Annotated in this window: 18 protein-coding genes; 12 read left to right on the top strand and 6 right to left on the bottom strand. The window is 72.0% G+C overall.

Annotated elements, in window-relative coordinates:
• Positions 1-6: 6 nt before the first annotated feature.
• Positions 7-1347 carry a branched-chain amino acid ABC transporter permease gene (locus tag OEB99_RS10375; protein WP_318011403.1) on the bottom strand — a complete coding sequence of 447 codons (1341 nt, stop codon included), beginning with the start codon at positions 1345-1347 and terminating at the stop codon, positions 7-9.
• A 331-nt stretch (positions 1348-1678) separates the two neighbouring features.
• Between OEB99_RS10375 and OEB99_RS10370 the strand changes: the two genes are divergently transcribed.
• Positions 1679-2371, top strand: a complete 693-nt coding sequence (locus tag OEB99_RS10370; RefSeq protein WP_263509976.1) for a GNAT family N-acetyltransferase — start codon at positions 1679-1681, stop codon at positions 2369-2371.
• Here OEB99_RS10370 and OEB99_RS10365 read toward each other — a convergent pair.
• Positions 2284-2697 carry a PaaI family thioesterase gene (locus tag OEB99_RS10365; RefSeq protein ID WP_263509975.1) on the bottom strand — a complete coding sequence of 138 codons (414 nt, stop codon included), beginning with the start codon at positions 2695-2697 and terminating at the stop codon, positions 2284-2286. The genes OEB99_RS10370 and OEB99_RS10365 overlap by 88 nt on opposite strands.
• Between OEB99_RS10365 and polA the strand changes: the two genes are divergently transcribed.
• Positions 2696-5389: a DNA polymerase I gene (gene polA / locus OEB99_RS10360; protein ID WP_263509974.1), complete on the top strand. Its 2694-nt coding sequence runs from the start codon at positions 2696-2698 to the stop codon at positions 5387-5389. The two genes, OEB99_RS10365 and polA, sit on opposite strands and share 2 nt — an antisense overlap.
• A gap of 18 nt (positions 5390-5407) precedes the next feature.
• Here polA and OEB99_RS10355 read toward each other — a convergent pair whose 3' ends face one another.
• Complete coding sequence (locus OEB99_RS10355; RefSeq protein ID WP_263509973.1) at positions 5408-6205, bottom strand: class I SAM-dependent methyltransferase; 798 nt, start codon at positions 6203-6205, stop codon at positions 5408-5410.
• 2 nt (positions 6206-6207) lie between these two features.
• The gene (locus OEB99_RS10350; RefSeq protein ID WP_263509972.1) at positions 6208-8436 is read right to left on the bottom strand and encodes a 6-phosphofructokinase; all 2229 of its coding nucleotides are present in this window, start codon (positions 8434-8436) and stop codon (positions 6208-6210) included.
• Between the two features lie 177 nt (positions 8437-8613).
• Between OEB99_RS10350 and rpsA the strand changes: the two genes are divergently transcribed.
• From rpsA to OEB99_RS10325, 5 genes are all read left to right on the top strand, one after another.
• On the top strand, positions 8614-10065 hold the full coding sequence (gene rpsA / locus OEB99_RS10345; RefSeq protein ID WP_263509971.1) for a 30S ribosomal protein S1: 1452 nt from the start codon (positions 8614-8616) through the stop codon (positions 10063-10065).
• A 108-nt stretch (positions 10066-10173) separates the two neighbouring features.
• The gene (gene coaE, locus OEB99_RS10340) at positions 10174-10800 is read left to right on the top strand and encodes a dephospho-CoA kinase (RefSeq protein WP_263509970.1); all 627 of its coding nucleotides are present in this window, start codon (positions 10174-10176) and stop codon (positions 10798-10800) included.
• The gene (locus OEB99_RS10335) at positions 10797-11429 is read left to right on the top strand and encodes a pyroglutamyl-peptidase I (RefSeq protein WP_263509969.1); all 633 of its coding nucleotides are present in this window, start codon (positions 10797-10799) and stop codon (positions 11427-11429) included. The genes coaE and OEB99_RS10335 overlap by 4 nt, the downstream gene beginning before the upstream one ends.
• Positions 11430-11558: 129 nt before the next feature.
• Positions 11559-13658 (top strand): excinuclease ABC subunit UvrB, encoded by a 2100-nt coding sequence (uvrB, locus tag OEB99_RS10330; protein WP_263509968.1) that lies wholly within the window; start codon positions 11559-11561, stop codon positions 13656-13658.
• Between the two features lie 55 nt (positions 13659-13713).
• Entirely contained in the window at positions 13714-14154 is a 441-nt protein-coding gene (locus OEB99_RS10325; RefSeq protein ID WP_263509967.1) for a VOC family protein, read from the top strand.
• 32 nt (positions 14155-14186) lie between these two features.
• Here OEB99_RS10325 and OEB99_RS10320 read toward each other — a convergent pair whose 3' ends face one another.
• A complete protein-coding gene (locus OEB99_RS10320) occupies positions 14187-14588 on the bottom strand; it encodes a hypothetical protein (RefSeq protein WP_263509966.1) in 402 nt (133 codons plus the stop codon).
• A 184-nt stretch (positions 14589-14772) separates the two neighbouring features.
• Between OEB99_RS10320 and OEB99_RS10315 the strand changes: the two genes are divergently transcribed.
• Positions 14773-15825, top strand: a complete 1053-nt coding sequence (locus OEB99_RS10315) for a serine/threonine-protein kinase (protein WP_263509965.1) — start codon at positions 14773-14775, stop codon at positions 15823-15825.
• A 49-nt stretch (positions 15826-15874) separates the two neighbouring features.
• A complete protein-coding gene (gene uvrA / locus OEB99_RS10310; RefSeq protein ID WP_263509964.1) occupies positions 15875-18736 on the top strand; it encodes an excinuclease ABC subunit UvrA in 2862 nt (953 codons plus the stop codon).
• Between the two features lie 6 nt (positions 18737-18742).
• Here the strand turns inward: uvrA and OEB99_RS10305 are convergent, their stop codons facing one another.
• Positions 18743-19219 carry an OsmC family protein gene (locus tag OEB99_RS10305; protein ID WP_263509963.1) on the bottom strand — a complete coding sequence of 159 codons (477 nt, stop codon included), beginning with the start codon at positions 19217-19219 and terminating at the stop codon, positions 18743-18745.
• A gap of 91 nt (positions 19220-19310) precedes the next feature.
• Here OEB99_RS10305 and uvrC point away from each other — a divergent pair, with 91 nt between their 5' ends.
• Genes uvrC through OEB99_RS10290 form a run of 3 tightly spaced genes read left to right on the top strand, consistent with a single transcriptional unit; the run spans position 19311 to position 23296 of the window.
• Entirely contained in the window at positions 19311-21320 is a 2010-nt protein-coding gene (uvrC, locus tag OEB99_RS10300) for an excinuclease ABC subunit UvrC (RefSeq protein WP_263509962.1), read from the top strand.
• Positions 21321-21372: 52 nt separating this feature from the next.
• Positions 21373-22308, top strand: a complete 936-nt coding sequence (gene rapZ, locus OEB99_RS10295) for an RNase adapter RapZ (protein ID WP_263509961.1) — start codon at positions 21373-21375, stop codon at positions 22306-22308.
• Positions 22301-23296 carry a gluconeogenesis factor YvcK family protein gene (locus tag OEB99_RS10290; protein ID WP_263509960.1) on the top strand — a complete coding sequence of 332 codons (996 nt, stop codon included), beginning with the start codon at positions 22301-22303 and terminating at the stop codon, positions 23294-23296. Before rapZ ends, OEB99_RS10290 begins: the two co-directional genes overlap by 8 nt.
• Positions 23297-23300 lie beyond the last annotated feature (4 nt).

Raw genomic sequence — 23300 nt, 5'->3', positions numbered from 1 at the left:
TTCCCCTCAGCCGATCCGGTCCCGGCGACCGAGGATGCCCTGCGGCCGGATGAGCAGGACGAGGATGAGGATGAGCAGTGCGCCGGCGAACCTCATGTCCGACGGCATCACGAGGCTTGCCATCTCGGAGACGATGCCGATGACCATCGAGCCGGCGAGGGCCCCGAAGGCCGTGCCGAGACCACCGAGGGTCACGGCCGCGAACATCAGCAGCAGGATCGTCCCGCCCATGTTCCAGGTGGTCGCCTGGAAGTAGAGGCCGGTGAGCACGCCGCCCAGCGCGGCCAGGGCGGTCGCACCGACCCAGACCGTGCGGATCACGCTCTCGACCCCGATGCCCGACGCCGCGGCGAGCGCCGGGTTGTCCGACACCGCTCGGGTCGCCCGGCCGGTTCGCGTGTACATCAGGAACATCGCGACGCCGGCGAGAACCACGATCGCGATGCCCGCCGAGATCAGCGTCTGCACCGACATCACCACCGGGCCGATCCGCACCGGTGAGGACGACGTCGTGACGATCCGGAGCCGGCCGCCACCGAAGAAGAACTGGAAGAGGTACTGCAGCGCCATCGACAGACCGATCGTGACGATCATCTGCTGCGTCAGCCCGACGCGCCGTCGCCGTAGCGGGGCCCAGATGCCGAGGTTCTGCAGCCACCCGGTCGCGCCGCCGATCGCGATCGCGGCGAGGGCCGCGGCCCACAGCGGCAGGCCGACGAGCTGCACGCCGACGTACGCGAGGATCGCGCCGAGGGTGACCTGCTCACCGTGCGAGAAGCTCGACAGGCCGGTCGTGCCGTACACCAGGGACAGGCCGACCGAGGCGAGCGCCAGCAGGAGGCCGAAGACCAGGCCGTTGGCGAACTGCTGGGCGACCCGGTTGGTGCCGGGCGAGGTGCTCGGCGTCTCGGTGGTGGGGTCGGAGTCCGTGCTCGTGTCGGACGGGCTCGCCGAGCTCGGCTCGGCCGTCGCGTCGCCGGAGGACGTCGGCTCGCCGAGCGCGAACAGTGCACCGGCCTGCGAGTTCAGCTCGATCGTGAGCGTGCGCGACGTGACCGTCGGATCACGGAGCGTCTCGCCGGCGGGGAGCGTCTCGACGTCGAGGTTCACCGTGTACTCACCGGCGGTGTGCACCGCCAGCACCCAGCGGCCGTCGTCACCGGTGGTCACCGTCTCGCTGCCGTCCGGACCCACCACCTCGAGCTGGACACCGACCGCCGGATCGCCCGCGGCGGTGCGCATCGTGCCGATGAGGCACGCGGTCTCCGGGTCCGGCGAGCAGGCGGGCTCCGCGGCCGCGGAGGCCGGCAGGGCTGTGACGAGCAGGGCAGCGAAAGCGGTGATCAACAGCCAGAGCGCTCGGCTCGGTGCAGGTCGCCTTCGGCGCTGGCTCGGCTGGGGGGCCGCAAGGTGCACCGTGCGCCTCCGTCCGGTCGGTGTGAACGGCTCCGTAGGGCGCAGCCGTACCGGCATGCCAGTGCCGGATTTCGGCGACCTTAGGCATTCCATGTGTCGTGCGGGTTTCGCAGAGGAAACCTTGGCATCTTCACGCGTCATGCCCAAGTGCTCGTCCGGATTTTGCAAGTGGTCGTCCGGCTTTCGCGACCCCCTCGCAGGTGGCTAACCTGCAGTTCGGACGCCGCGGGGCAGGGGCGCCGCCGATCGACAGGAGGTGCGCGTGCGTCCGATCGAGGTACGCCCGGCCGAGCCGGCCGACGTCCCGGAGCTCGTCGACCTGGTCATGGCCGCGCGGCGCGAGTCGCTCGTCGGCAACCAGCTCTGCTCGGCGGACCCCGACGCCGTGACCCGCCAGCTCGCCGCGCTGGGCGGGCTGGACGGCGGCGTGATGATCGTGGCCCGGCACGACGAGGTGCCGGTCGGTCTGCTGGTCGGTCGGGTCGTCGGTCCGAGCCCGTTCACCGACGACGCGTCGTTGGCCGTCGAAGCCGTCTACGTCGTCGCGGACGAGCGTCGGCGCGGCGTCGGCCACGCCCTGATGAGCTCGGCGGTCGAGCTGGCCGAGCAGGCGGGGGTCACGCACGTCTACGCCTCACCCGTGCCGGGTGCCCGCGGCATGCAACGTTTCTTCGTCCAGCTCGGCTTCGGCCCCGCGGCGGGGTACCGCGTCTCGACGCTCACGGCGCTGCGCCGGCGGCTCGCGCAGGACCTCCAGCGATCGGCCCGGCGCGGACCGCAGCGCGGGCTCGAGGACCTGATCGCACGGCGGCGGCACTCCCGCGCGGCCGTGGCGGACGTCCCGGTGGCGAGCGTGGTCGCCGAGGATCAGGACCCGTCGGCCGCCAAGAGGAGGCAGGTCAAGCGCGCGGTGCACAGCCGGCGCGACGTGGAGTCCACGACGACGATCTCGTAGCTCGCGAGCGTCCGTCCCAGGCTGAGAGCGGTCGCGGTCCCGGTCACCGTCCCGTCGCGCGCGGACCGGTGGTGGGTCACCGACAGCTCGATCCCGACCACCTGCCGGCTCTCGCCCGCGTGCGCCTGGGCCGCGTAGGAGCCGAGCGTCTCGGCGAGCGCTGCGGTGGCACCGCCGTGCAGCAGCCCGGCCGGCTGGGTGTTGCCGGCGACCGGCATGGTCCCCACGGCTCGCTCGGCCGAGATCTCGAGGACCTCGATCCCGAGCCGGCTCATCAGCGTGCCTGCGGGCGTCGCGGGCATCGAGGGCGTGGCGGTGTCGGTCATGACCGTTAGGTTGGCACCCGTGACGGACCCCGCGCGACCTCGCCTGCTGCTCGTCGACGGTCACTCGATGGCCTACCGCGCGTTCTTCGCCCTGCCGGTGGAGAACTTCGCGACCACGACCGGCGCCCCCACCAACGCGGTCTACGGCTTCACGGCCATGCTCGCGAACCTGCTGCGCGACGAGGCGCCGACGCACCTCGCGGTCGCGTTCGACGCCGGGCGGACGACGTTCCGCACCGAGCGGTACCCGGAGTACAAGGCGACCCGGGACGTCACCCCGCCGGACTTCAAGGGCCAGGTGCCGCTGATCAAGGAGATCCTCGCGACGATGCGGATCACCGCGCTCGAGAAGGTGGGTGTGGAGGCGGACGACATCATCGCGACGCTCACCCACCAGGGCGTCGCGGCCGGGATGGACGTGCTGGTCTGCTCCGGCGACCGGGACGCGCTGCAGCTGGTGTCCGACGACGTCACCCTGCTCTACCCGCGCAAGGGTGTCTCCGACCTCGTGCGCTTCACGCCGGACGAGGTCGAGGCGAAGTACGGCGTGCCGCCGCAGCGGTACCCGGACATCGCCGCGCTCGTGGGAGAGACCAGCGACAACCTGCCCGGCGTTCCCGGTGTCGGACCCAAGACCGCGGCGAAGTGGGTCACCACGTACGGCAACCTCGACGCCGTCCTGCAGGCCGCTCCGGCGATCACCGGCAAGGCGGGGGAGAACCTCCGGTCGAACCTCGAGCAGGTCCGGCTCAATCGCGAGCTCAACGCCGCCCTGACGGATGTGGAGCTCCCGGTCGAGGTGCCGGACCTCGCGGTGCGGGCGTGGGATCGCGAAGCGATGCACCAGGTCTTCGACACGCTGCAGTTCAAGGTGCTGCGGGAGCGGCTCTTCGCGATGGTCGGGGAGGAGCCGGAGGACACCCCCGCGCTGCAGCTCGACGTGCACGCGGTGCAGCCCGGTGAGCTCGCCGGATGGCTCTCGGCCCGCAGCGCGCGCACCCTCGCACTCGACGTCGAGGGCAGGTCGACGCCGGCGGACGGCGACGCCTGGGCCCTCGCGGTCTCCGACGGCACCGAGGCGCTGACGATCGACCTCGCGGAGATCGACCCGGCGGACGAGGGCGCCCTCGCGCGCTGGCTCGCCGACCCGTCCGAAGCCGTCACGGTGCACGGGGCCAAGGACGCGTGGCACGCGCTGGCCGGCCGCGGGCTCGCCCTGCGCGGCGTCATGTTCGACACGCTGCTGGCCGCCTACCTGTGCCATCCCGACCAGCGCTCGTACGACCTCGCCGACCTCGCGATCCGGCACCTGCACCGCGAGCTACGCGTCGAGGAGGCTGGCTCGGGGGGCCAGGGCGCTCTGGACCTCGACCTGGACGGGGCCGGGTCCACCGCCGGTGGGGTCCGGGCCGGTGCGGTCGCTGAGCTGACCGACGCGCTGGGCGGTGAGCTGACCGACCGTGGCGCGCGCCGGCTGCTCGACGAGGTCGAGCTTCCGCTGGTCGACGTGCTCGCCCGGATGGAGGCCGCCGGGATCGGTGCCGACGTCGCGGTGCTCACCGAGCTCGAGCACGGGTTCGCGCGCCAGGTCGCCGAGGCGGCCCAGGAGGCCTACGCGGTGATCGGGCGCGAGGTGAACCTCGGCTCGCCGAAGCAGCTCCAGGAGGTGCTCTTCGACCAGCTCGACATGCCCAAGACGAAGAAGATCAAGACCGGCTACACGACCGACGCCGCCGCGCTCACCGATCTGTTCGCCCGCACCGAGCACCCGTTCCTCGCCCACCTGCTGGCGCACCGCGACGCCTCCCGGCTCCGCCAGACCGTCGAGGGCCTGCTGCGGTCGGTCGCGGCCGACGGCCGGATCCACACCACGTTCCAGCAGACCATCGCCGCGACCGGCCGGCTGTCGTCGACCGACCCGAACCTGCAGAACATCCCGATCCGCACCGAGGCGGGCCGGGGCATCCGCCGGGCGTTCGTCGTCAGGGAGGGGTACGAGACCCTGCTCACCGCGGACTACAGCCAGATCGAGATGCGGATCATGGCCCACCTGTCGGGTGACGAGGGCCTGATCGCCGCGTTCCGCTCGGGGGAGGACCTGCACGCCTACGTCGGCTCGAGGGTCTTCTCCGTGCCGACGAGCGAGGTCACCCCGGCGATGCGCTCGAAGATCAAGGCGATGTCCTACGGCCTGGCCTACGGGCTGTCCGCGTACGGGTTGTCCCAGCAGCTCAGCATCTCCACCGGAGAGGCGCAGACGCTCATGGACGACTACTTCGATCGCTTCGGCGGCGTGCGCGACTACCTCACAGGTGTCGTGGAGGAAGCTCGGCGCACCGGCTGGACGGCGACCATCCTCGGCCGACGGCGGTACCTGCCGGACCTGACCAGCGACAACCGCCAGCGCCGCGAGATGGCCGAGCGCATGGCGCTCAACGCGCCGATCCAGGGCAGCGCCGCGGATCTGATCAAGGTCGCGATGCTCGGGGTGGACGCGCAGCTCCGGCAGCAGGGCCTCGGCTCCCGCATGCTCCTGCAGGTGCACGACGAGCTGGTCCTCGAGGTCGCACCCGGTGAGCGCGACGCCGTCGAGGGCCTCGTGCGCGAGCAGATGGCCGCAGCCGCAGACCTGGCGGTACCGCTCGACGTGTCGGTCGGCACCGGCGGTTCGTGGCACGACGCCGGCCACTGAGCCGCAGCCGCCGGCCGCTCAGTCGGGTCGGTGGGCCGCCACGATCAGCGTGCCCGGCAGCAGGGCGCCGCGAACCGGGCCCCAACCACCCCAGACCTCGTTGCGTCCCGCGGGCCACTCGGGTTCCACCATCGCGTCGATGACCAGGCCGGCGCCGACCACGTCGCGGACGTGGTCGGACACCGTGCGGTGGTGCTCGGCGTACTCGAGCCGACCGGCATCGTCCGTCTCGACGTAGGGCGTCCGGTCGAAGTACGAGCGCACCGCCGTGAGGCCGTGCTCGGAGGGGTCGTCGGGGAACGCCCACCGGATCGGGTGCGTGACCGAGAACACCCAGCGACCCCCGGCTCGTAGCACCCGCGCGACCTCGCGGTGCACCCCACCGGCATCCGCTACGAACGGCAGGGCACCGAACGCCGAGAACACCACGTCGAACGCGTCGCTCGGGAACGGCAGCGCCCGGGCGTCCGCCTGGACCAACGGGGCGGGCGACGCCGAGGTGGCGTTGAGCCGCGCACCCTGCGCGAGCATGCCCGCGGACAGGTCCGTCGCGACCACCTGGGCGCCGTGCGCCGCGCACCAGCGCGAGCCCTGCGCGGCGCCCGCACCGACCTCGAGCACGCGGCGCCCGACGAGCGGCCCGAGGAGCCCGACCTCGGCCTCGGTCAGGCCCTCCGGGCACCACAGCAGGTCGTCGTCACCGAGCGTCGGCCCGTGCTCGTCGTAGTAGTCGGTCGCGTTCGCGTCCCACCAGCGCACCGCGTCGCCGGTCGCGCCGCCCGGGTCGGGCGTGCGGTACCCGGCGAAGCGGGGCACCGTCAGACCTCCGGCTCGGTGGCCAGGGCAGCCATGATCGGCTTGAGTCCCAGCCACCACTGCTCCCGCGGGCGCTGGAACGTCATGTCGGTGAGGTCCGCCATCAGGCGGATCGGCTCGCTGGTCAGCTCCCCGTCGCGTGCGGCGATGAACGACCAGTCCTGGCGCCCGGCGGCGATCTGGTCGGAGAGCCAGCGCACGCCGTACGCGGCGAGCCGGGTCGCGTGCACCCGGTCGAACGGCGACGGGTTGCCACCCTGCTGCAGGTGCCCGAGCACCATCGGACGCACGTCGTACGCGCCGCCCGACTCCTCGGCGAACAGCCGGCACAGCACGTCCGTGGTGTAGCCCTCGCTGGCGTGCTCGTTGCGGATCGCCAGGTGCAGGCGCCGGCCGGCCTTGAAGCTCGCCCGCATGTGCGCGACGTCCTGGCTGAGCTCGGCGAGCCGGACGCCGTCCTCGTTCAGGTACACCCGCTCCGCACCGGTGGCCAGGCCGCCCATCAGGGCCAGGTAGCCGCAGTAGCGACCCATGACCTCGACGACGAAGGCGCGCTGCGACGCCATCGCGGACTGCTTGAGCCGGTCGACGGCCGTGACGATCTCGTTCAGGGCGGTGTCGGCGCCGATCGAGGTCTCCCAGCCGGGGAGGTTGTTGTCGATCGTGACCGGCAGGCCGAGGGCCGGGATGCCGAGCGCGGGGTAGCGGTCACGTTCGGCGTGCATCGCGAGCAGCGACTCGTACGCGCGGTGGCCGCCGACCACCAGGACGCCGTCGATCCCGTGGTTCTCCACCGCGCGGCTCAGGGCGTAGTACTGCTCGACGCGCAGCGTCTTGCGCCGGGTGCCGAGCTCGGCGCCGCCCATCCCGACCCAGCCGTCGACGTCGCCCCACGCCAGCTCCTCGACCTGCCCGTCGATGAGTCCCTGGAACGAGCCGGTGACCCCGAGCATCGTGTGGCCCAGCGAGTGGCCGACCCGGACCGCGGCACGGACCGCGGTGTTCATGCCGGGTGCCAGGCCGCCACCGTGCACGACCGCGATCCGTGCGCCGCCGGACGGCGCCTCCTGGTCGGCCCGGGCGATGCCCTCGAAGACCTCGACCATCTGCGTGAAAGACGGCCCGCGCGCGGCCATCGCGGCGGCGTAGTCGCCCGCCTCGATCAGCCGGGGGACCTCGCGGGTCTTCGCGACCGCCTCCATCAGCGGGGTGCGGTGCACCCGGTTGTGCTCGACGCCGATCAGCTGCGGCTCGTGCTCCGGGCCGGCGTTGACGACCTCGAGAGCTGCGGCGTGACCGACCAGCGTGGACATCCACCGGTCGTACGCGCTGGGAGCGCCACCGCGCTGGACGTGCCCGAGGATCGTGACCCGGACGTCCTCGCCGAGGCGATCCGCGAGCACGTCGCGCACGCCCTGGCTGGTGAGCGGGTTGCCGTCACGGTCGGTCGCACCCTCGGCGACGATCACGATGGTGTCGCGGCGACCGGCGGCCCGGCCCGCGCGGACCCGCTCGCACATCTCGTCCTCCCAGCCCTCCGCGGGCGGGTTCTCCGGGATGAGGACGTAGTCCGCGCCACCGGCGATCGCGCTCATCAGCGCGAGGTAGCCGCAGTGCCGGCCCATGACCTCGACGACGAACGAGCGCTGGTGGCTGGCCGCGGTGCTGGACAGCGCGTCGATGGCCTCGATGATCCGGTGCAGCGCGGTGTCCGCCCCGACAGTCATGTCGGTGCCGACCATGTCGTTGTCGATCGAGCCGACCACGCCCGCGATGACGAGGTGGCGGTGGCGCTCCGGCGCGCCGGAGTCGATGCGGCCGGTCTCGGCCAGCTCGGCGAGCAGGCCCGGCCACTCCGACCGGAAGACGTCGGTCCCGGTCAGCGACCCGTCGCCGCCGACCACGACGAGGCGGTCGATGCCGTGCCCGACGAGGTTCGCAGCCGCGGTGAGTCGGCCCTCGCGGGTCCGGAACGCGGCGGAGCGCGCCGTCCCGATCACGGTCCCGCCCCGGTGCTGGATCGAGCTCACCGAGCCCCACTCCACGCGGCGGATTCGGTCGCCGCCGTCCACGAGGCCCTGCAGACCCTCCTGGACCGTGTACACCGCGGCGCCCGCACCGATCGCGGTCCGGACCACGGCTCGCACCACGGCGTTCATGCCGGGGGCGTCGCCACCCGAGGTCAGCACCGCGACAGCCGGTGCCGGTCCGCGTTCAGGTTCGCTGGTCAACGCTGGTCTCCTCGTCCCATCCGGTCTCTTTGACCGGTCTTCTGCACGCCTCTAGGATGGCTGAGGCGCAGTCCGCCCACGTGGCGGTCCGGGTTCAAGGCCCGGGGTGCCGAAGCACAATCCCAGCACAGTCCCAGTCCGTACTACATCCCTGTCCGCATCGGAGCTCCCAACCACATGACCACCACTCCCACCACGACGACGCCCCAGGTTGCGATCAACGACATCGGCTCGAGCGAAGAGCTGCTCGCCGCGATCGACGCGACCATCAAGTACTTCAACGACGGCGACATCGTCGAGGGCACTGTCGTCAAGGTCGACCGCGACGAGGTCCTCCTCGACATCGGCTACAAGACCGAGGGCGTCATCCCCTCGCGTGAGCTGAGCATCAAGCACGACATCGACCCGGACGAGGTCGTCCAGGTCGGCGACGCCGTCGAGGCGCTCGTCCTCCAGAAGGAGGACAAGGAGGGCCGGCTGATCCTGTCCAAGAAGCGCGCCCAGTACGAGCGCGCCTGGGGCACGATCGAGAAGATCAAGGAGGAGGACGGCGTCGTCACCGGCACCGTCATCGAGGTCGTCAAGGGCGGTCTCATCCTCGACATCGGCCTGCGTGGCTTCCTGCCCGCGTCGCTGGTCGAGATGCGCCGGGTCCGTGACCTCCAGCCGTACGTCGGCAAGGAGATCGAGGCCAAGATCATCGAGCTCGACAAGAACCGCAACAACGTGGTCCTGTCCCGCCGCGCGTGGCTCGAGCAGACCCAGTCGGAGGTCCGCTCCACCTTCCTGCAGACCCTGCAGAAGGGCCAGGTGCGCCCCGGTGTCGTCTCCTCGATCGTCAACTTCGGTGCGTTCGTGGACCTCGGCGGCGTCGACGGTCTGGTGCACGTCTCGGAGCTGTCCTGGAAGCACATCGACCACCCGAGCGAGGTCGTCGAGGTGGGCCAGGAGGTCACCGTCGAGGTTCTCGACGTCGACTTCGACCGCGAGCGCGTCTCGCTGTCGCTGAAGGCGACGCAGGAGGACCCGTGGCAGGCCTTCGCCCGGACCCACGCGATCGGCCAGGTCGTGCCCGGCAAGGTCACCAAGCTCGTTCCGTTCGGTGCGTTCGTGCGCGTCGAGGACGGCATCGAGGGCCTGGTGCACATCTCGGAGCTGGCCGTGCGTCACGTCGAGCTGCCCGAGCAGGTCGTCAACGTCGGCGACGACACCTTCGTCAAGGTCATCGACATCGACCTTGAGCGCCGCCGCATCTCGCTGTCGCTCAAGCAGGCGAACGAGGGCGTGGACCCGGGCTCGGAGGACTTCGACCCGGCCCTGTACGGCATGGCCGCGGAGTACGACGACAAGGGCAACTACAAGTACCCCGAGGGCTTCGACCCCGAGACCAACGAGTGGCTCGAGGGCTTCGAGGCCCAGCGCGAGGCGTGGGAGGCCCAGTACGCGGCCGCCCACGAGCGCTGGGAGGCGCACAAGAAGCAGGTCGCCGAGGCCCAGAAGGCCGACGCCGAGGCTGCTGCCGACGGCGGGGAGTCCAGCTACTCCTCGGCTCCGGTCGGCGAGGCGGCCGGGACCCTGGCCTCCGACGAGGCGCTTGCCGCGCTGCGTGAGAAGCTCACCGGCAACTGAGCCCCTGACACGAAGGGCCGGCACCGTGACGGTGCCGGCCCTTCGTCGTTCGTCGAGGCGGGCGCCGTCACGCGTCGTCGATGGCCCCCGGCTCGGTACCCTGCCGGGATGAACCACGGCTGGCCGGAGCATCCCGGTGTGCGTCGCGTCGGGCTCACCGGGGGTATCGCGGCGGGGAAGTCGGTGGTCTCGACCCGGCTCGGCGAGCTCGGGGTGCCGGTGGTGGACCACGACCAGCTCGCGCGGTCCGTGGTCGCGGTGGGCACGCCCGGGTTGGCGGCGGTCGAGGCGGCCTTCCCGGGAACGGTCAAGGACGGGGTCCTGGACCGCGTGGCGCTCGGGGCGCAGGTGTTCGCCGACGCGTCGGCCCGGAGCAGGCTCAACGGCATCGTGCACCCACTGATCCACGCAGCGGCGATCGCCGCCGAGCAGGCGTACGTCGCCGCCGGCGCGCGAACCGTGGTGCACGACGTACCGCTGCTGGCCGAGACCGGGCAGACCAGCCACTTCGCGCCCGTGGTCGTGGTCGATGCTCCGGCGGGGCTCCGGGTGCGCCGACTGGTCGAGGGCCGTGGGCTGGCCGAGGACGAGGCCTGGGCCCGTCTCGCGGCACAGGCGGACGACGAGACTCGGCTGCAGGTCGCCGACGTGGTGCTGGACGGCTCCGGCGACGTCGCCGGGCTGCGCGGCCAGGTGGACGCCCTGGTGGCGTCGTGGCGGGCGGCGGACGAGTGAGCGCGCCGGTGCTGCTCACCGGTTTCGAACCGTTCGACGGGCGGCCGGTGAACGCGTCGTGGCTCGCGGTCCAGGAGGTGTCCCGCACCTGGTCGGGGCCGGTTCCGCTGGTGGTCGAGCGGCTCCCGGTGTCCTACGACCGCGCGCCACGGCTGCTCGCCGACCGGATCGACCGGATCCGGCCCGGCCTGGTGATCGCGACCGGTGAGGCGGGCGGGCGCACCGCGGTCGGGCTGGAGCGGGTCGCCGTCAACGTCGCGGACGCGGCCATCGCCGACGCGGACGGACGTCTCGCGGTGGAGGAGCGCCTCGAACCGGACGGTCCGGACGCCTATCTCTCCGCCTTGCCGCTGCGCGAGTGCCTTGCGGCGGTCCGCCGCACCGGGGTGCCGGTGGAGATCTCGGCGTCCGCGGGCGGGTACGTCTGCAACGCGGTGTTCTACCGCCTGATGGCAGTCGCCCGAGAGAGCCGGGTGGCCGCGGGCTTCGTGCACGTCCCGCTCACCCCGGCCCAGGGCGGCGGCGTCGGCATGGTGACCGTGGATGCGGCACTCGCGTTGCGGACCGTGGTCGACACGGTGCTGGAGGCGACACTCGGCCCCGAGCCGGCGGAGGTCGACCGCACGTAGCACCGTGATGGGCCGGCTCGAGCAGCCCGGGGAGGTCCCGGGTGGCCCGCTGGTGGGCCCGGGCGTCCCGGGGCGGCCGGCCACGGCCCCGGCGCGGCGCGTGTCGGCGGTCGGCCGTAGCGTTGACCCATGCGTCCCGTCACCGACCTCCAGCGCCAGGCCCGGCGCTTCGAGGTCGTCTCCGACTACCGGCCTTCGGGCGACCAGCCCCAGGCGATCGCGGAGCTGACCGAGCGCATCACGGCGGGGGAGAAGGACGTCGTGCTGCTCGGTGCGACCGGTACGGGCAAGTCGGCGACCACCGCATGGCTGGTCGAGCAGCTGCAGCGTCCGACGCTGGTCATGGCACCGAACAAGACCCTCGCGGCCCAGCTGGCGACGGAGTTCCGCGAGCTCCTGCCGAACAACGCGGTCGAGTACTTCGTCTCGTACTACGACTACTACCAGCCCGAGGCGTACATCGCCCAGACGGACACCTACATCGAGAAGGACTCGTCGATCAACGACGAGGTCGAGCGTCTGCGGCACTCCGCGACGAACTCGCTGCTCACCCGTCGCGACGTGGTCGTGGTGGCCTCGGTCTCCTGCATCTACGGCCTCGGGACCCCGCAGGAGTACGTCGACCGGATGGTGCGCCTCGCCGTGGGCGACGAGATCGAGCGGGACCAGCTCCTCCGGCGGTTCGTCGCGATGCAGTACACGCGCAACGACATGGCGTTCACCCGCGGTACGTTCCGGGTGCGCGGCGACACCGTCGAGATCATCCCGGTCTACGAGGAGCTCGCCATCCGGATCGAGCTCTTCGGCGACGAGGTCGAGGCGATCACGCTGCTGCACCCCGTCACCGGGGACGCGATCCGCAGCGAGACCGAGGTGTTCCTGTTCCCCGCGTCGCACTACGTCGCCGGCCCGGAGCGGATGGAGCGCGCGATCGCCTCGATCGAGGCCGAGCTCGAGGAGCGCCTGGCCACCCTGGAGCGGCAGAACAAGCTGCTCGAGGCCCAGCGCCTGCGCATGCGGACGACGTACGACATCGAGATGATGCGGCAGATCGGCAGCTGCTCGGGGATCGAGAACTACTCCCGGCACATCGACGGCCGCGAGCCCGGGTCACCGCCGAACACCCTGCTCGACTACTTCCCCGAGGACTTCCTGCTCGTCATCGACGAGTCCCACGTGACGGTCCCGCAGATCGGGGCGATGTACGAGGGCGACATGTCGCGCAAGCGCTCCCTGGTGGACCACGGGTTCCGGCTGCCGAGCGCGATGGACAACCGTCCGCTGCGCTGGGAGGAGTTCGTCGAGCGGATCGGGCAGACCGTGTACCTCTCGGCCACACCCGGGCCGTACGAGCTGTCCCAGTCCGACGGCGTGGTGGAGCAGATCATCCGTCCGACCGGGCTGGTCGACCCGAAGGTCGTGGTCAAGCCGACGACCGGCCAGATCGACGACCTCCTCGAGCAGATCCGAGCCCGGACGGACCGCGACGAGCGCGTTCTGGTCACGACGTTGACCAAGAAGATGGCCGAGGACCTCACCGACTACCTGCTCGAGCGCGGGATCAAGGTGCAGTACCTGCACTCGGAGGTGGACACGTTGCGCCGGGTCGAGCTGCTGCGTGAGCTACGACTGGGCCAGTTCGACGTGCTGGTCGGGATCAACCTGCTCCGCGAGGGCCTCGACCTGCCGGAGGTCTCCTTGGTCAGCATCCTCGACGCCGACAAGGAGGGCTTCCTGCGCTCGGGGACCTCGCTGATCCAGACGATCGGCCGCGCGGCCCGCAACGTCTCCGGCGAGGTCCACATGTACGCCGACCAGGTCACCCCGGCGATGGCGTCGGCCATCGAGGAGACCGAGCGCCGCCGCGAGAAGCAGGTCGCCTACAACCGCGCGAACGGCGTCGACCCGACGCCGCTGCGCAAGCGGATCGCCGACGTCACCGACATGCTCGCGCGCGAGGACGTGGACACCGCGGAGCTGCTCGCCGGCGGCTACCGGAGCACCGGGCGCGGGACGTCCCCGGTGCCGCGGCGTGGCGCCGAGACCAGCACGCCGACGGCGGACCTGTCGAAGGTCCCGGCCGCCGAGCTGGCACAGCTCGTGCACGAGCTGGACGAGCAGATGCACGCGGCCGCGGCCGAGCTCCAGTTCGAGCTCGCGGCGCGGCTTCGCGACGAGATCGCCGACCTGAAGAAGGAGCTCCGGCAGGCACGCGCCGCCGCCAGCTGACGTGCCTGGGCCCATCGGGGGCCGCACGCAGGCGCCGAGACCGAGGAGGGCCCTGATGGACCGACACCTGACCCTGACGTTCGACGCCGCGGACCCGCGGGGGCTCGGCACCTTCTGGGCCAGCGCGCTCGGGTACGTCGAGGAGCCGCCGCCCACGCCCTTCGACGACTGGCCGTCCACGTTCGCCGCGTGGGGCCTGCCGGAGGAACGCTGGAACGACGCCTACGCGATCGTCGATCCCGACGACGTGGGGCCGAGAGTCTTCCTCCAGAAGGTTCCCGAGCCGAAGACCTCCAAGAACCGGATGCACCTCGACGTCGGTGTTCCCGGCTACCCGAAGGGCGGTCCGCTCGCGAGCCCGGACGAGGTGCGCGCGAACGCGGCCCGGCTCGTGGCGCTCGGCGCGACGATCGTGCGTGAGTTCGACGAGGACGTGATGGGCTTCTGGATCGTCATGGCCGACCCGGAGGGCAACGAGTTCTGCGCGGTCCGCTGACCGGAGACGCGGCCGCCGACGGCCGCGACCGGTCACATGGCCGACACGTCGTGCGAGACCGCGGCTCGGATCTGCGCCAGTGCGTCGTCGGCGCTGCGCTGGACCTCGTCGTCGCGATCGTGCGGCGTGTGCAGGTGCAGCATGATCTTGGTCGTCTCGGCGGTCTCATGGATCTTCAGCTCGCCGTGGTACTCGCCGTTCGGCCCGGAGCTCCACGAGATCCGCTTGCGGCCCTCGTCGACGTGCCACGCCGCGTCGCTCTCGACGGTCGCTCCGTCCGGCAGGGTCGCGGTGGTGTGCACCACGTCCGGTGCCGTGGCGTGTGCCTCGCGCATCCGGTGCAGGTACTCGGGGAGATGGGACGCGTCCGTCAGATAGGCGAACACCTCGGGGAGCGTGACCGGGACGTAGGTGGTGCTGTGGTAGTCGGCCATCGTGGTTCCTCCTTGTCCACCCGCTCAGTGTCAGCCCGGCTCGGCCCGGCCCGCCACCGTCCGTCGACGCCAGGCTTCCCCGCATCCGTGACGAGCCCGCCTCGCGCGTCGACCATCGGGTGGTCGCGACCACCCGTGTCGCGCGCCAGGCACCGCGGCCGTACCGTCGGGCCGGGAGGTGACCGTGGCCCTGGATCATGACCACGCCGGTGAGGTTCTCGACGGCCGCTACCGGCTCGGCCCGGTCATCGGGCGCGGCGGCATGGCGACCGTGCGTCGAGGCTGGCACGAGCGAGCCGGCATCGACATCGCAGTCAAGCTCTTCGAGCCCGTGGCCGACCCCGACGACCTCAGCGGCCCGCAGGTCGAGGCCACGGCGCTGACCCGGGTGCACCACGCCGGCCTCGTCGAGCTCATCGACGTGGGTCGTCGACGGCTGGCGGACGGGACCTGGCAGATGTACCTGGTCCTCGAGCTCGTCGCAGGGCCGAGCCTCACGGCGAGGCTCCGCAACGGACCGCTCGCGCCGGGCGAGGCGGCATCGCTCGGACGGGCGGCAGCGGAAGCGCTCTCGGCGGTCCACGACGCGGGGATCGTGCACCGCGACGTCAAGCCCGGCAACCTCCTGCTCACGGGGGACGAGCAGGTGCTCAAGGTGGCCGACTTCGGCATCGCCCGCATGCTCGAGGCGACCCGCCGGACGATGACCGGAACGACGCTCGGCACGGCGTCCTACCTCAGCCCCGAGCAGGCGTCCGGCGTCCAGGTGCGGACCCCGAGCGACGTCTACAGCCTCGGTCTCGTGCTCCTCGAGTGCCTCACGGGTGAGAAGGCGTTCACCGGCACGGTGCCGGAGGTGGCGGCGGCACGGTTGGTCCGCGACCCCGACGTCCCGGCGTCGCTGCCGCCCGACTGGGCGTCGCTGCTGCGCGCGATGACCGCGCGGGACCCGGGCGTGCGGCCGAGCGCGACCGAGGTCGGGATGCTCCTCGCCGACCTCGCGGTGCGGTCGCCCGAGCCGGGCTCGCCGGCTCCGGTGCTCGAGGAGATGACCCTGCCGGTGGGCGACGGTCTGGCCGCGGCGGAGGCTCGGGTCGGCGTCGTCGAGGGGCTCGTCCACCTGCGACGGCAGTTCGAGGATCTGGGCCTCCCGGACGACCGGCGTGCCGTCGTGGACGCCGCGCTCGGCCTGCTGGACGACGAGGTGCGCCGCCACGCGACCGGCGGATCGGCATGACTCGGTTCGAACAGTTGTACGTGTCGGACTGCGCACCTACGATGGCCCGGTGAGTGACCGACTGCGTGTCCAGGGGGCGCGCGAGCACAACCTCCGCAACGTCGACATCGACCTCCCGCGTGACGCCCTGATCGTGTTCACCGGGCTGTCGGGCTCGGGGAAGTCGTCGCTCGCGTTCGACACGATCTTCGCCGAGGGGCAGCGCCGGTACGTCGAGTCGCTGTCCGCGTACGCGCGCCAGTTCCTGGGTCAGATGGACAAGCCGGACGTCGACTTCATCGAAGGTCTGTCGCCCGCCGTGTCGATCGACCAGAAGTCCACCAGCCGGAACCCGCGCTCGACGGTCGGCACCATCACCGAGGTCTACGACTACCTCCGGCTGCTCTACGCCCGCGCGGGCACCCAGTACTGCCCGGTCTGCGGCGAGCAGATCTCCCGCCAGACGCCGCAGCAGATCGTCGACCGTCTGCTCGAGCTGCCGCTCGGCACGCGGTACCAGGTGCTCGCCCCCGTGGTGCGGGGCCGCAAGGGGGAGTACGCCGAGCTGTTCTCGGACCTGCAGTCGAAGGGCTTCGCCCGGGCGCGGGTCGACGGCCAGGTGCTCGCGCTCACCGAGGTCCCACCGCTGGAGAAGAAGCTCAAGCACTCGATCGACGTGGTCGTGGACCGACTGGTCGCCAAGGAGGGCGTCCGGCAGCGGCTGACCGACTCGGTGGAGACCGCCCTCGGGCTCGCAGGCGGCCGCCTCGTGGTCGACCTCGTCGACGCGGAGGACGGCGACCCGCACCGCGAGCGCCGGTTCTCCGAGCTGCGCGCCTGCCCGAACGACCACGAGCTCGCCCTCGACGAGATCGAGCCCCGGACGTTCTCGTTCAACGCGCCGTACGGCGCGTGCCCGGAGTGCACCGGCATCGGCAGCCGGCTCGAGGTGGACCCCGAGCTGGTCATCCCCGACGAGGAGGCGACCCTCGGCGAGGGCGCCGTGGCGCCGTGGGCACAGAACTCGGCCGACTACTTCCAGCGGCTCATCGCCGCGCTGGCCGACGAGCTGGGCTTCAGCACGGACGTGCCCTGGCGTGCGCTGCCGGAGCGCGCGAAGAACGCGATCCTGTACGGCCGGGACCACAAGGTGCACGTGCGCTACCGGAACCGGTGGGGTCGCGAGCGGCAGTACTCCACGGGCTTCGAGGGCGTGATCTCGTTCATCGAGCGGCGCCACGCCGAGACCGAGTCCGACTGGTCCAAGGACCGCTACGAGGCCTTCATGCGCGAGGTCCCGTGCCCGGCCTGCGACGGCGCACGGCTCAAGCCCGAGGTGCTGGCGGTCCGCGTCGGCGGCCTGTCGATCGCCGAGCTGAGCCGCCTGCCGATCGACGAGGCGAAGGTCTTCCTGGACAGGCTCGAGCTCGGCGAGCGCGAGCGCGCTATCGCCGCCCAGGTGCTCAAGGAGATCCAGGCGCGGCTCGGCTTCCTGCTGGACGTCGGCCTCGACTACCTGTCACTCGAGCGGCCGGCCGGCACGCTCTCCGGCGGCGAGGCCCAGCGGATCCGGCTCGCGACCCAGATCGGCTCCGGCCTGGTCGGCGTGCTCTACGTTCTGGACGAACCGTCCATCGGGCTCCACCAGCGCGACAACCGCCGCCTGATCGACACCCTCACGCGGCTGCGCGACCTGGGGAACACGCTGATCGTGGTCGAGCACGACGAGGACACGATCCGTACCGCGGACTGGATCGTGGACATCGGCCCCGGCGCGGGGGAGCACGGCGGGCGCGTGGTGCACTCGGGGGACCTGCGGGGGTTGCTCACCGCCAAGGAGTCCGTGACCGGCGCCTATCTCGCCGGGCGGCGTGAGATCCCGCTGCCCGAGGTGCGCCGACCGGTCGATGCCGAACGGCGGCTGCGGGTGATCGGTGCGCGGGAGCACAACCTGCGCGGGATCGACGTCGAGGTGCCGCTGGGTGTGTTCGTGGCCGTCACCGGGGTGTCGGGCTCGGGCAAGTCCACCCTGGTGAACTCGATCCTCTACACGGTGCTCGCGAACGAGCTGAACGGTGCCCGGCAGGTTCCCGGGCGGCACACGAGGGTCACCGGGCTGGAGCACCTCGACAAGGTGGTCCACGTCGACCAGGGACCGATCGGTCGCACGCCACGGTCGAACCCGGCCACCTACACGGGCGTGTGGGACCACGTCCGCAAGCTCTTCGCGGAGACGACGGAGGCCAAGGTTCGGGGCTACACGCCAGGCCGGTTCTCGTTCAACGTCAAGGGCGGCCGCTGCGACGCGTGCAACGGTGACGGCACGATCAAGATCGAGATGAACTTCCTGCCGGACGTGTACGTGCCCTGCGAGGTGTGCCACGGCGCGCGGTACAACCGCGAGACGCTCGAGGTGCACTTCAAGGGCAAGACGGTCGCGGACGTGCTGAACATGCCGATCGAGGAGGCCTCGGAGTTCTTCGCGGCTGTGCCGGCGATCTCGCGGCACCTCAAGACGCTCGTGGACGTCGGCCTGGGCTACGTGCGCCTCGGCCAGCCTGCCCCCACGCTGTCGGGCGGTGAGGCGCAGCGCGTCAAGCTCGCGTCCGAGCTCCAGCGGCGGTCGACCGGACGCACGATCTACGTGCTCGACGAGCCGACGACCGGCCTGCACTTCGAGGACATCCGCAAGCTCCTCGGGGTCCTGCAGTCGCTCGTGGACAAGGGCAACACGGTGGTCGTCATCGAGCACAACCTCGATGTGATCAAGAACGCCGACTGGGTCATCGACCTCGGGCCGGAGGGCGGCTCGGGCGGCGGCACGGTCGTGGCGGAGGGCACGCCGGAGCAGGTGGGCACCGTCTCGGGCTCGTACACGGGGCAGTTCCTCGCCGAGATCCTGACTCAGGACCCGGTCGCCGTCGGGGCATGAGGCTGCTCAGCCGGTGTGCGCGACCGCCGTGGGCTCGCACCGGACCGGGAAGTTCACCGACTGCTTGATGAAGCAGTACTCGCCGGCACGCTCGTGCAGGTCGGCCAGCACGGCCTCGTCCGGCACCCCGCTGACGGACACACGTGGGTGCAGGACGACCTCGGTGAACCGGCCCATCCCGCCCGAGCGCACCCGCATCGTGCCCTGGGCGTCGTCGTGGTACGCCGTGACCACGACGCCCGCGTCGGCGGCGAGGTGCAGGAACCACAGCATGTGGCACTGGGCGAGCGCACCGACGAGCAGCTCCTCGGGGTTGTAGCGGCTCGGGTCGCCGCGGAACGCCTTCTCCGCGGAGCCGGCGAGCGCCGGCTTGCCGGGGAACGCGACCTCGTGGTCGCGGCTGTACGCCGCGTAGCCCGTGGTGCCGTGCTCGCCCGCCCCGGTCCAGGTCACCTCGGCCGCGTAGCTGTGCAGGATGCCCATGCCTCACCGTACCGAGGCGGTCCCACCCGACGCTGCCCGGCCGGAGACGGACCGGACCGCGGGCGTCGGTGATCCGGCCTACCCTCGCACCATGCCCGACCCCGCGACCTACCGGCCCAAGCCGGGCCAGGTACCCGACTCGCCCGGGGTCTACCGGTTCCGCGACGAGCACGGCCGCGTCATCTACGTCGGCAAGGCCAAGTCGCTGCGGTCGCGGCTCGCGAGCTACTTCCAGGACCTCTCGGCGCTGCACCCGCGTACCCAGCAGATGGTCACCACTGCCGCGTCGGTCGAGTGGACCGTGGTCGGCACCGAGGTCGAGGCGCTCGCGCTGGAGTACTCCTGGATCAAGGAGTTCGACCCCCGGTTCAACGTCAAGTACCGCGACGACAAGTCCTACCCGTTCCTCGCCGTGACCCTCGGTGAGGAGTTCCCGCGCGTGCAGGTGATGCGTGGGCAGAAGCGGCCCGGGACCCGGTACTTCGGCCCGTACGGGCACGCGTGGGCCATCCGGGAGACCGTCGACCTGCTGCTCCGGGTGTTCCCGGTCCGCACCTGCTCGGCGGGGGTGTTCCGCCGGGCGAAGCAGGCCGGGCGGCCGTGCCTGCTCGGCTACATCGACAAGTGCTCGGCGCCCTGCGTCGGCCGGATCTCGGCGGAGGACCACCAGGCGCTCGCCGAGGACTTCTGCGACTTCATGGCCGGCGACGTCGCGCGGTTCGAGCGGCGGCTCCAGCGGGAGATGAAGCAGGCCGCGGCCGAGCTCGAGTTCGAGCGGGCCGCGAAGCTCCGGGACGACCTGGGCGCGCTCGCCCGCGCGACCGAGAAGAACGCGGTGGTGCTCGCGGACGGGACCGACGCCGACGTCTTCGCACTCGCCGGGGACGACCTGGAAGCCGCAGTGCAGGTCTTCCACGTGCGCGGCGGGCGGATCCGGGGCCAACGGGGATGGGTGGTCGAGAAGGTCGAGGACGTCGGCGACGCCGAGCTCGTCGAGCACCTGCTGCAGCAGGTCTACGGAGACGGCGGGCCGGGGCAGGTGGAACGAGAGTCCGGCGGTGCCCGACGCCCCGAGCGGTCGGTCGTTGCGACGAGTCCGGTGCCGCGTGAGGTCCTGGTCCCCGTGCTGCCGCCCGACGTCGAGCAGGTCGCGGCATGGCTGGCCGGCATGCGGGGCGCCAAGGTGCAGATCCGGGTGCCGCAGCGTGGCGACAAGAAGACCCTCGCCGAGACCGTGCGCCGCAACGCCGAGCAGGCGCTCGCGCTGCACCGGACCAAGCGCGCCGGTGACCTCACGACGCGCAGCCAGGCGCTGCAGGAGATCCAGGAGGCGCTCGGCCTGGACAGCGCGCCGCTCCGGATCGAGTGCTACGACATCTCGACCACGCAAGGCACCCACCAGGTGGGCTCGATGGTCGTGTTCGAGGACGGTCTGCCCCGCAAGACCGAGTACCGGCACTTCGTGGTCCGGGGCGAGGACGGCAGCGGGGCGCGGGACGACACCGCGGCGATGCACGAGGTGCTGTCCCGCCGGTTCCGGCGCTACCTCGCCGAGCGCGATCGCAGCGAGGAGCCCGACCTCGGCGGCTACGACACCGCGGAGGAGGCGCTCGACGCGAGCGGCCCGGTGTCCGGCCCGCCGGCCCGCTTCGCCTACCCGCCCCAGCTCGTTGTCGTGGACGGTGGCCCACCGCAGGTCGCCGCGGCCGCGCGAGCACTGGCCGAGCTCGGGGTCGACGACGTGGCGCTGTGCGGCCTCGCCAAGCGGCTCGAGGAGGTGTGGTTGCCGGGCGAGGAGTACCCGGTGATCCTGCGCCGCGGTTCGCAAGGGCTCTACCTGCTGCAGCGTGTGCGGGACGAGGCGCACCGGTTCGCGATCCGGCACCACCGGACGCGGCGGAGCGCCGGGATGACCCGCTCCGCCCTGGACGACGTCCCGGGTCTCGGCCCGACCCGGGCGGCCGCGCTGCTCGACGAGTTCGGCTCGGTGGCGAAGATCCGCCGGGCCACGGCCGACGAGATCGCGGCGGTGAAGGGGATCGGTCCGGCGACTGCTCGGGCCGTGGTCGACGCCCTCGCGGGGAATGCCCGTGGCGGGTGAGATTCGGCCGGCCGAGGTCGCGGCAACCGACCCGGCTGGCATGCTTGGTCACATGGAGGAACCGCCCCCCACGACCGTCCCCTCCGGCATCCCCGCGCTGGAGGCGACCACACCGTCGCCCCGCGCCGAGCTGGCCCAGCTGCTGGTCGTCACCGGCATGTCCGGCGCAGGGCGCAGCCGCACCGCGGCAGTCCTCGAGGACCTGGGCTGGTACGTGGTCGACAACCTGCCGGCGCCGCTGCTCACCCAGCTCGCCGGGATGCTGTCCACCGGACCGGGAGGCGTGCACCGGCTCGCCGCCGTGGTCGACGTGCGCGGCCGCGAGCTGTCCGGCGACCTCGTGGAGATGCTCGACGTGCTCCGCGAGGCCGGCTTCGAGTTCCGCATCCTCTTCGTCGACGCGTCGGACGAGGTGCTCGTCCGACGCTTCGAGACGGTGCGCCGCCCGCACCCCCTGCAGGGCGGCGGCCGGATCCTGGACGGCATCGCAGCGGAGCGCGAGATGCTGCGCGGCGTGCGCGACCGCGCAGACGTCGTGATCGACACCACCGAGCTGAACGTGCACGACCTGGCCCGCGAGGTGACGCTCGCGGTGTCCGGCGGCGCCGAGCAGGACATGCGGGTGACGGTCATCTCCTTCGGGTTCAAGTACGGGCTCCCGCTCGACGCCGACCACGTGGCCGACGTGCGGTTCCTCGCGAACCCGTACTGGATCACCGAGCTGCGCCACCTCACCGGCAAGGACACCCCGGTGCGGGACTACGTGCTCGGCCTGCCCGGCGCGCGGGTGTTCGTCGACCGGTACGTCGACGCCCTGGACCCGGTCCTCGCCGGGTACCGCGACGAGGACAAGCGCTACGCGACGATCGCGATCGGGTGCACGGGCGGCAAGCACCGGTCGGTGGCGATCGCCGAGGCGGTCGCCGCGAAGCTCCGGGAACGTGGCGCGCGCGTGGTGGTGAGCCACCGGGACCTCGGACGTGAGTAGCCGGTCCCTCCAGCCGGCACCGTCCCAGCAGCGTGGCCCCGCCGTCGTCGCGCTCGGCGGTGGGCACGGCCTCGCGGCGAGCCTGTCCGCCCTCCGGCTGATGACCGACCGGCTCACGGCCGTCGTGACCGTCGCCGACGACGGCGGTTCGTCGGGCCGGTTGCGCACCGAGCTCCAGGTGCTGCCACCCGGCGACCTCCGGATGGCGCTGTCCGCGCTGTGCGACGACACGGACTGGGGTCGTACCTGGCGCGACGTGCTGCAGCACCGCTTCCACACCGACGGCCCGCTCGACCAGCACGCGGTCGGCAACCTGCTCATCGCCGCCCTGTGGGAGCTGCTCGGCGACCCGGTCGAGGGCCTGGACTGGGTGGGACGGTTGCTCGGCGCGCGCGGCCGGGTGCTGCCGATGTCGAGCATCCCGCTGGCGATCGAGGCGGACCTCGAGCTGGACGGGGCGGTGCACACGGTCCTCGGCCAGAGCCGCGTCGCCGTGGCGCCCGGACGGGTCGTCTCGATCCGTCTCGCGCCCGCCGAGCCGCCGGCCTGCCAGGAGGCCGTCGCCGCCATCGACTCGGCCGACTGGGTGGTTCTCGGCCCCGGTTCCTGGTTCACCTCGGTGCTCCCGCACGTCCTGGTCCCGGAGCTCTCCGCGGCCCTGCACCGGACCGCGGCGCGGCGCTGCGTGACGCTCAACCTCCGGCCCGACGACCCGGGCGCGATGACGAACCTCGAGCACCTCCGGGCGCTCGCCGAACATGCTCCCGACCTGCGTGTCGACGTGGTGATCGCCGACCCGGGGGCGGTCGTCCACCTCGACGAGCTGGCGGACGTGGCCGAGTCGATGGGTGCGCGACTCGTGCTGCGTCAGGTCGGCGTCGGCGACGGGACACCGCGCCACGATGCGCTGCGCCTCGCGGCGGCCTACCGTGACGCCTTCGAAGGGCACTGGGGAGACCTGGGCGACGGACGGGGGATGGCAGGATGACGCC

This window comes from Actinotalea endophytica (assembly GCF_025717005.1).
GTDB lineage: Bacteria > Actinomycetota > Actinomycetes > Actinomycetales > Cellulomonadaceae > Actinotalea.
This window is presented reverse-complemented; position numbering and strand designations above follow the sequence as displayed.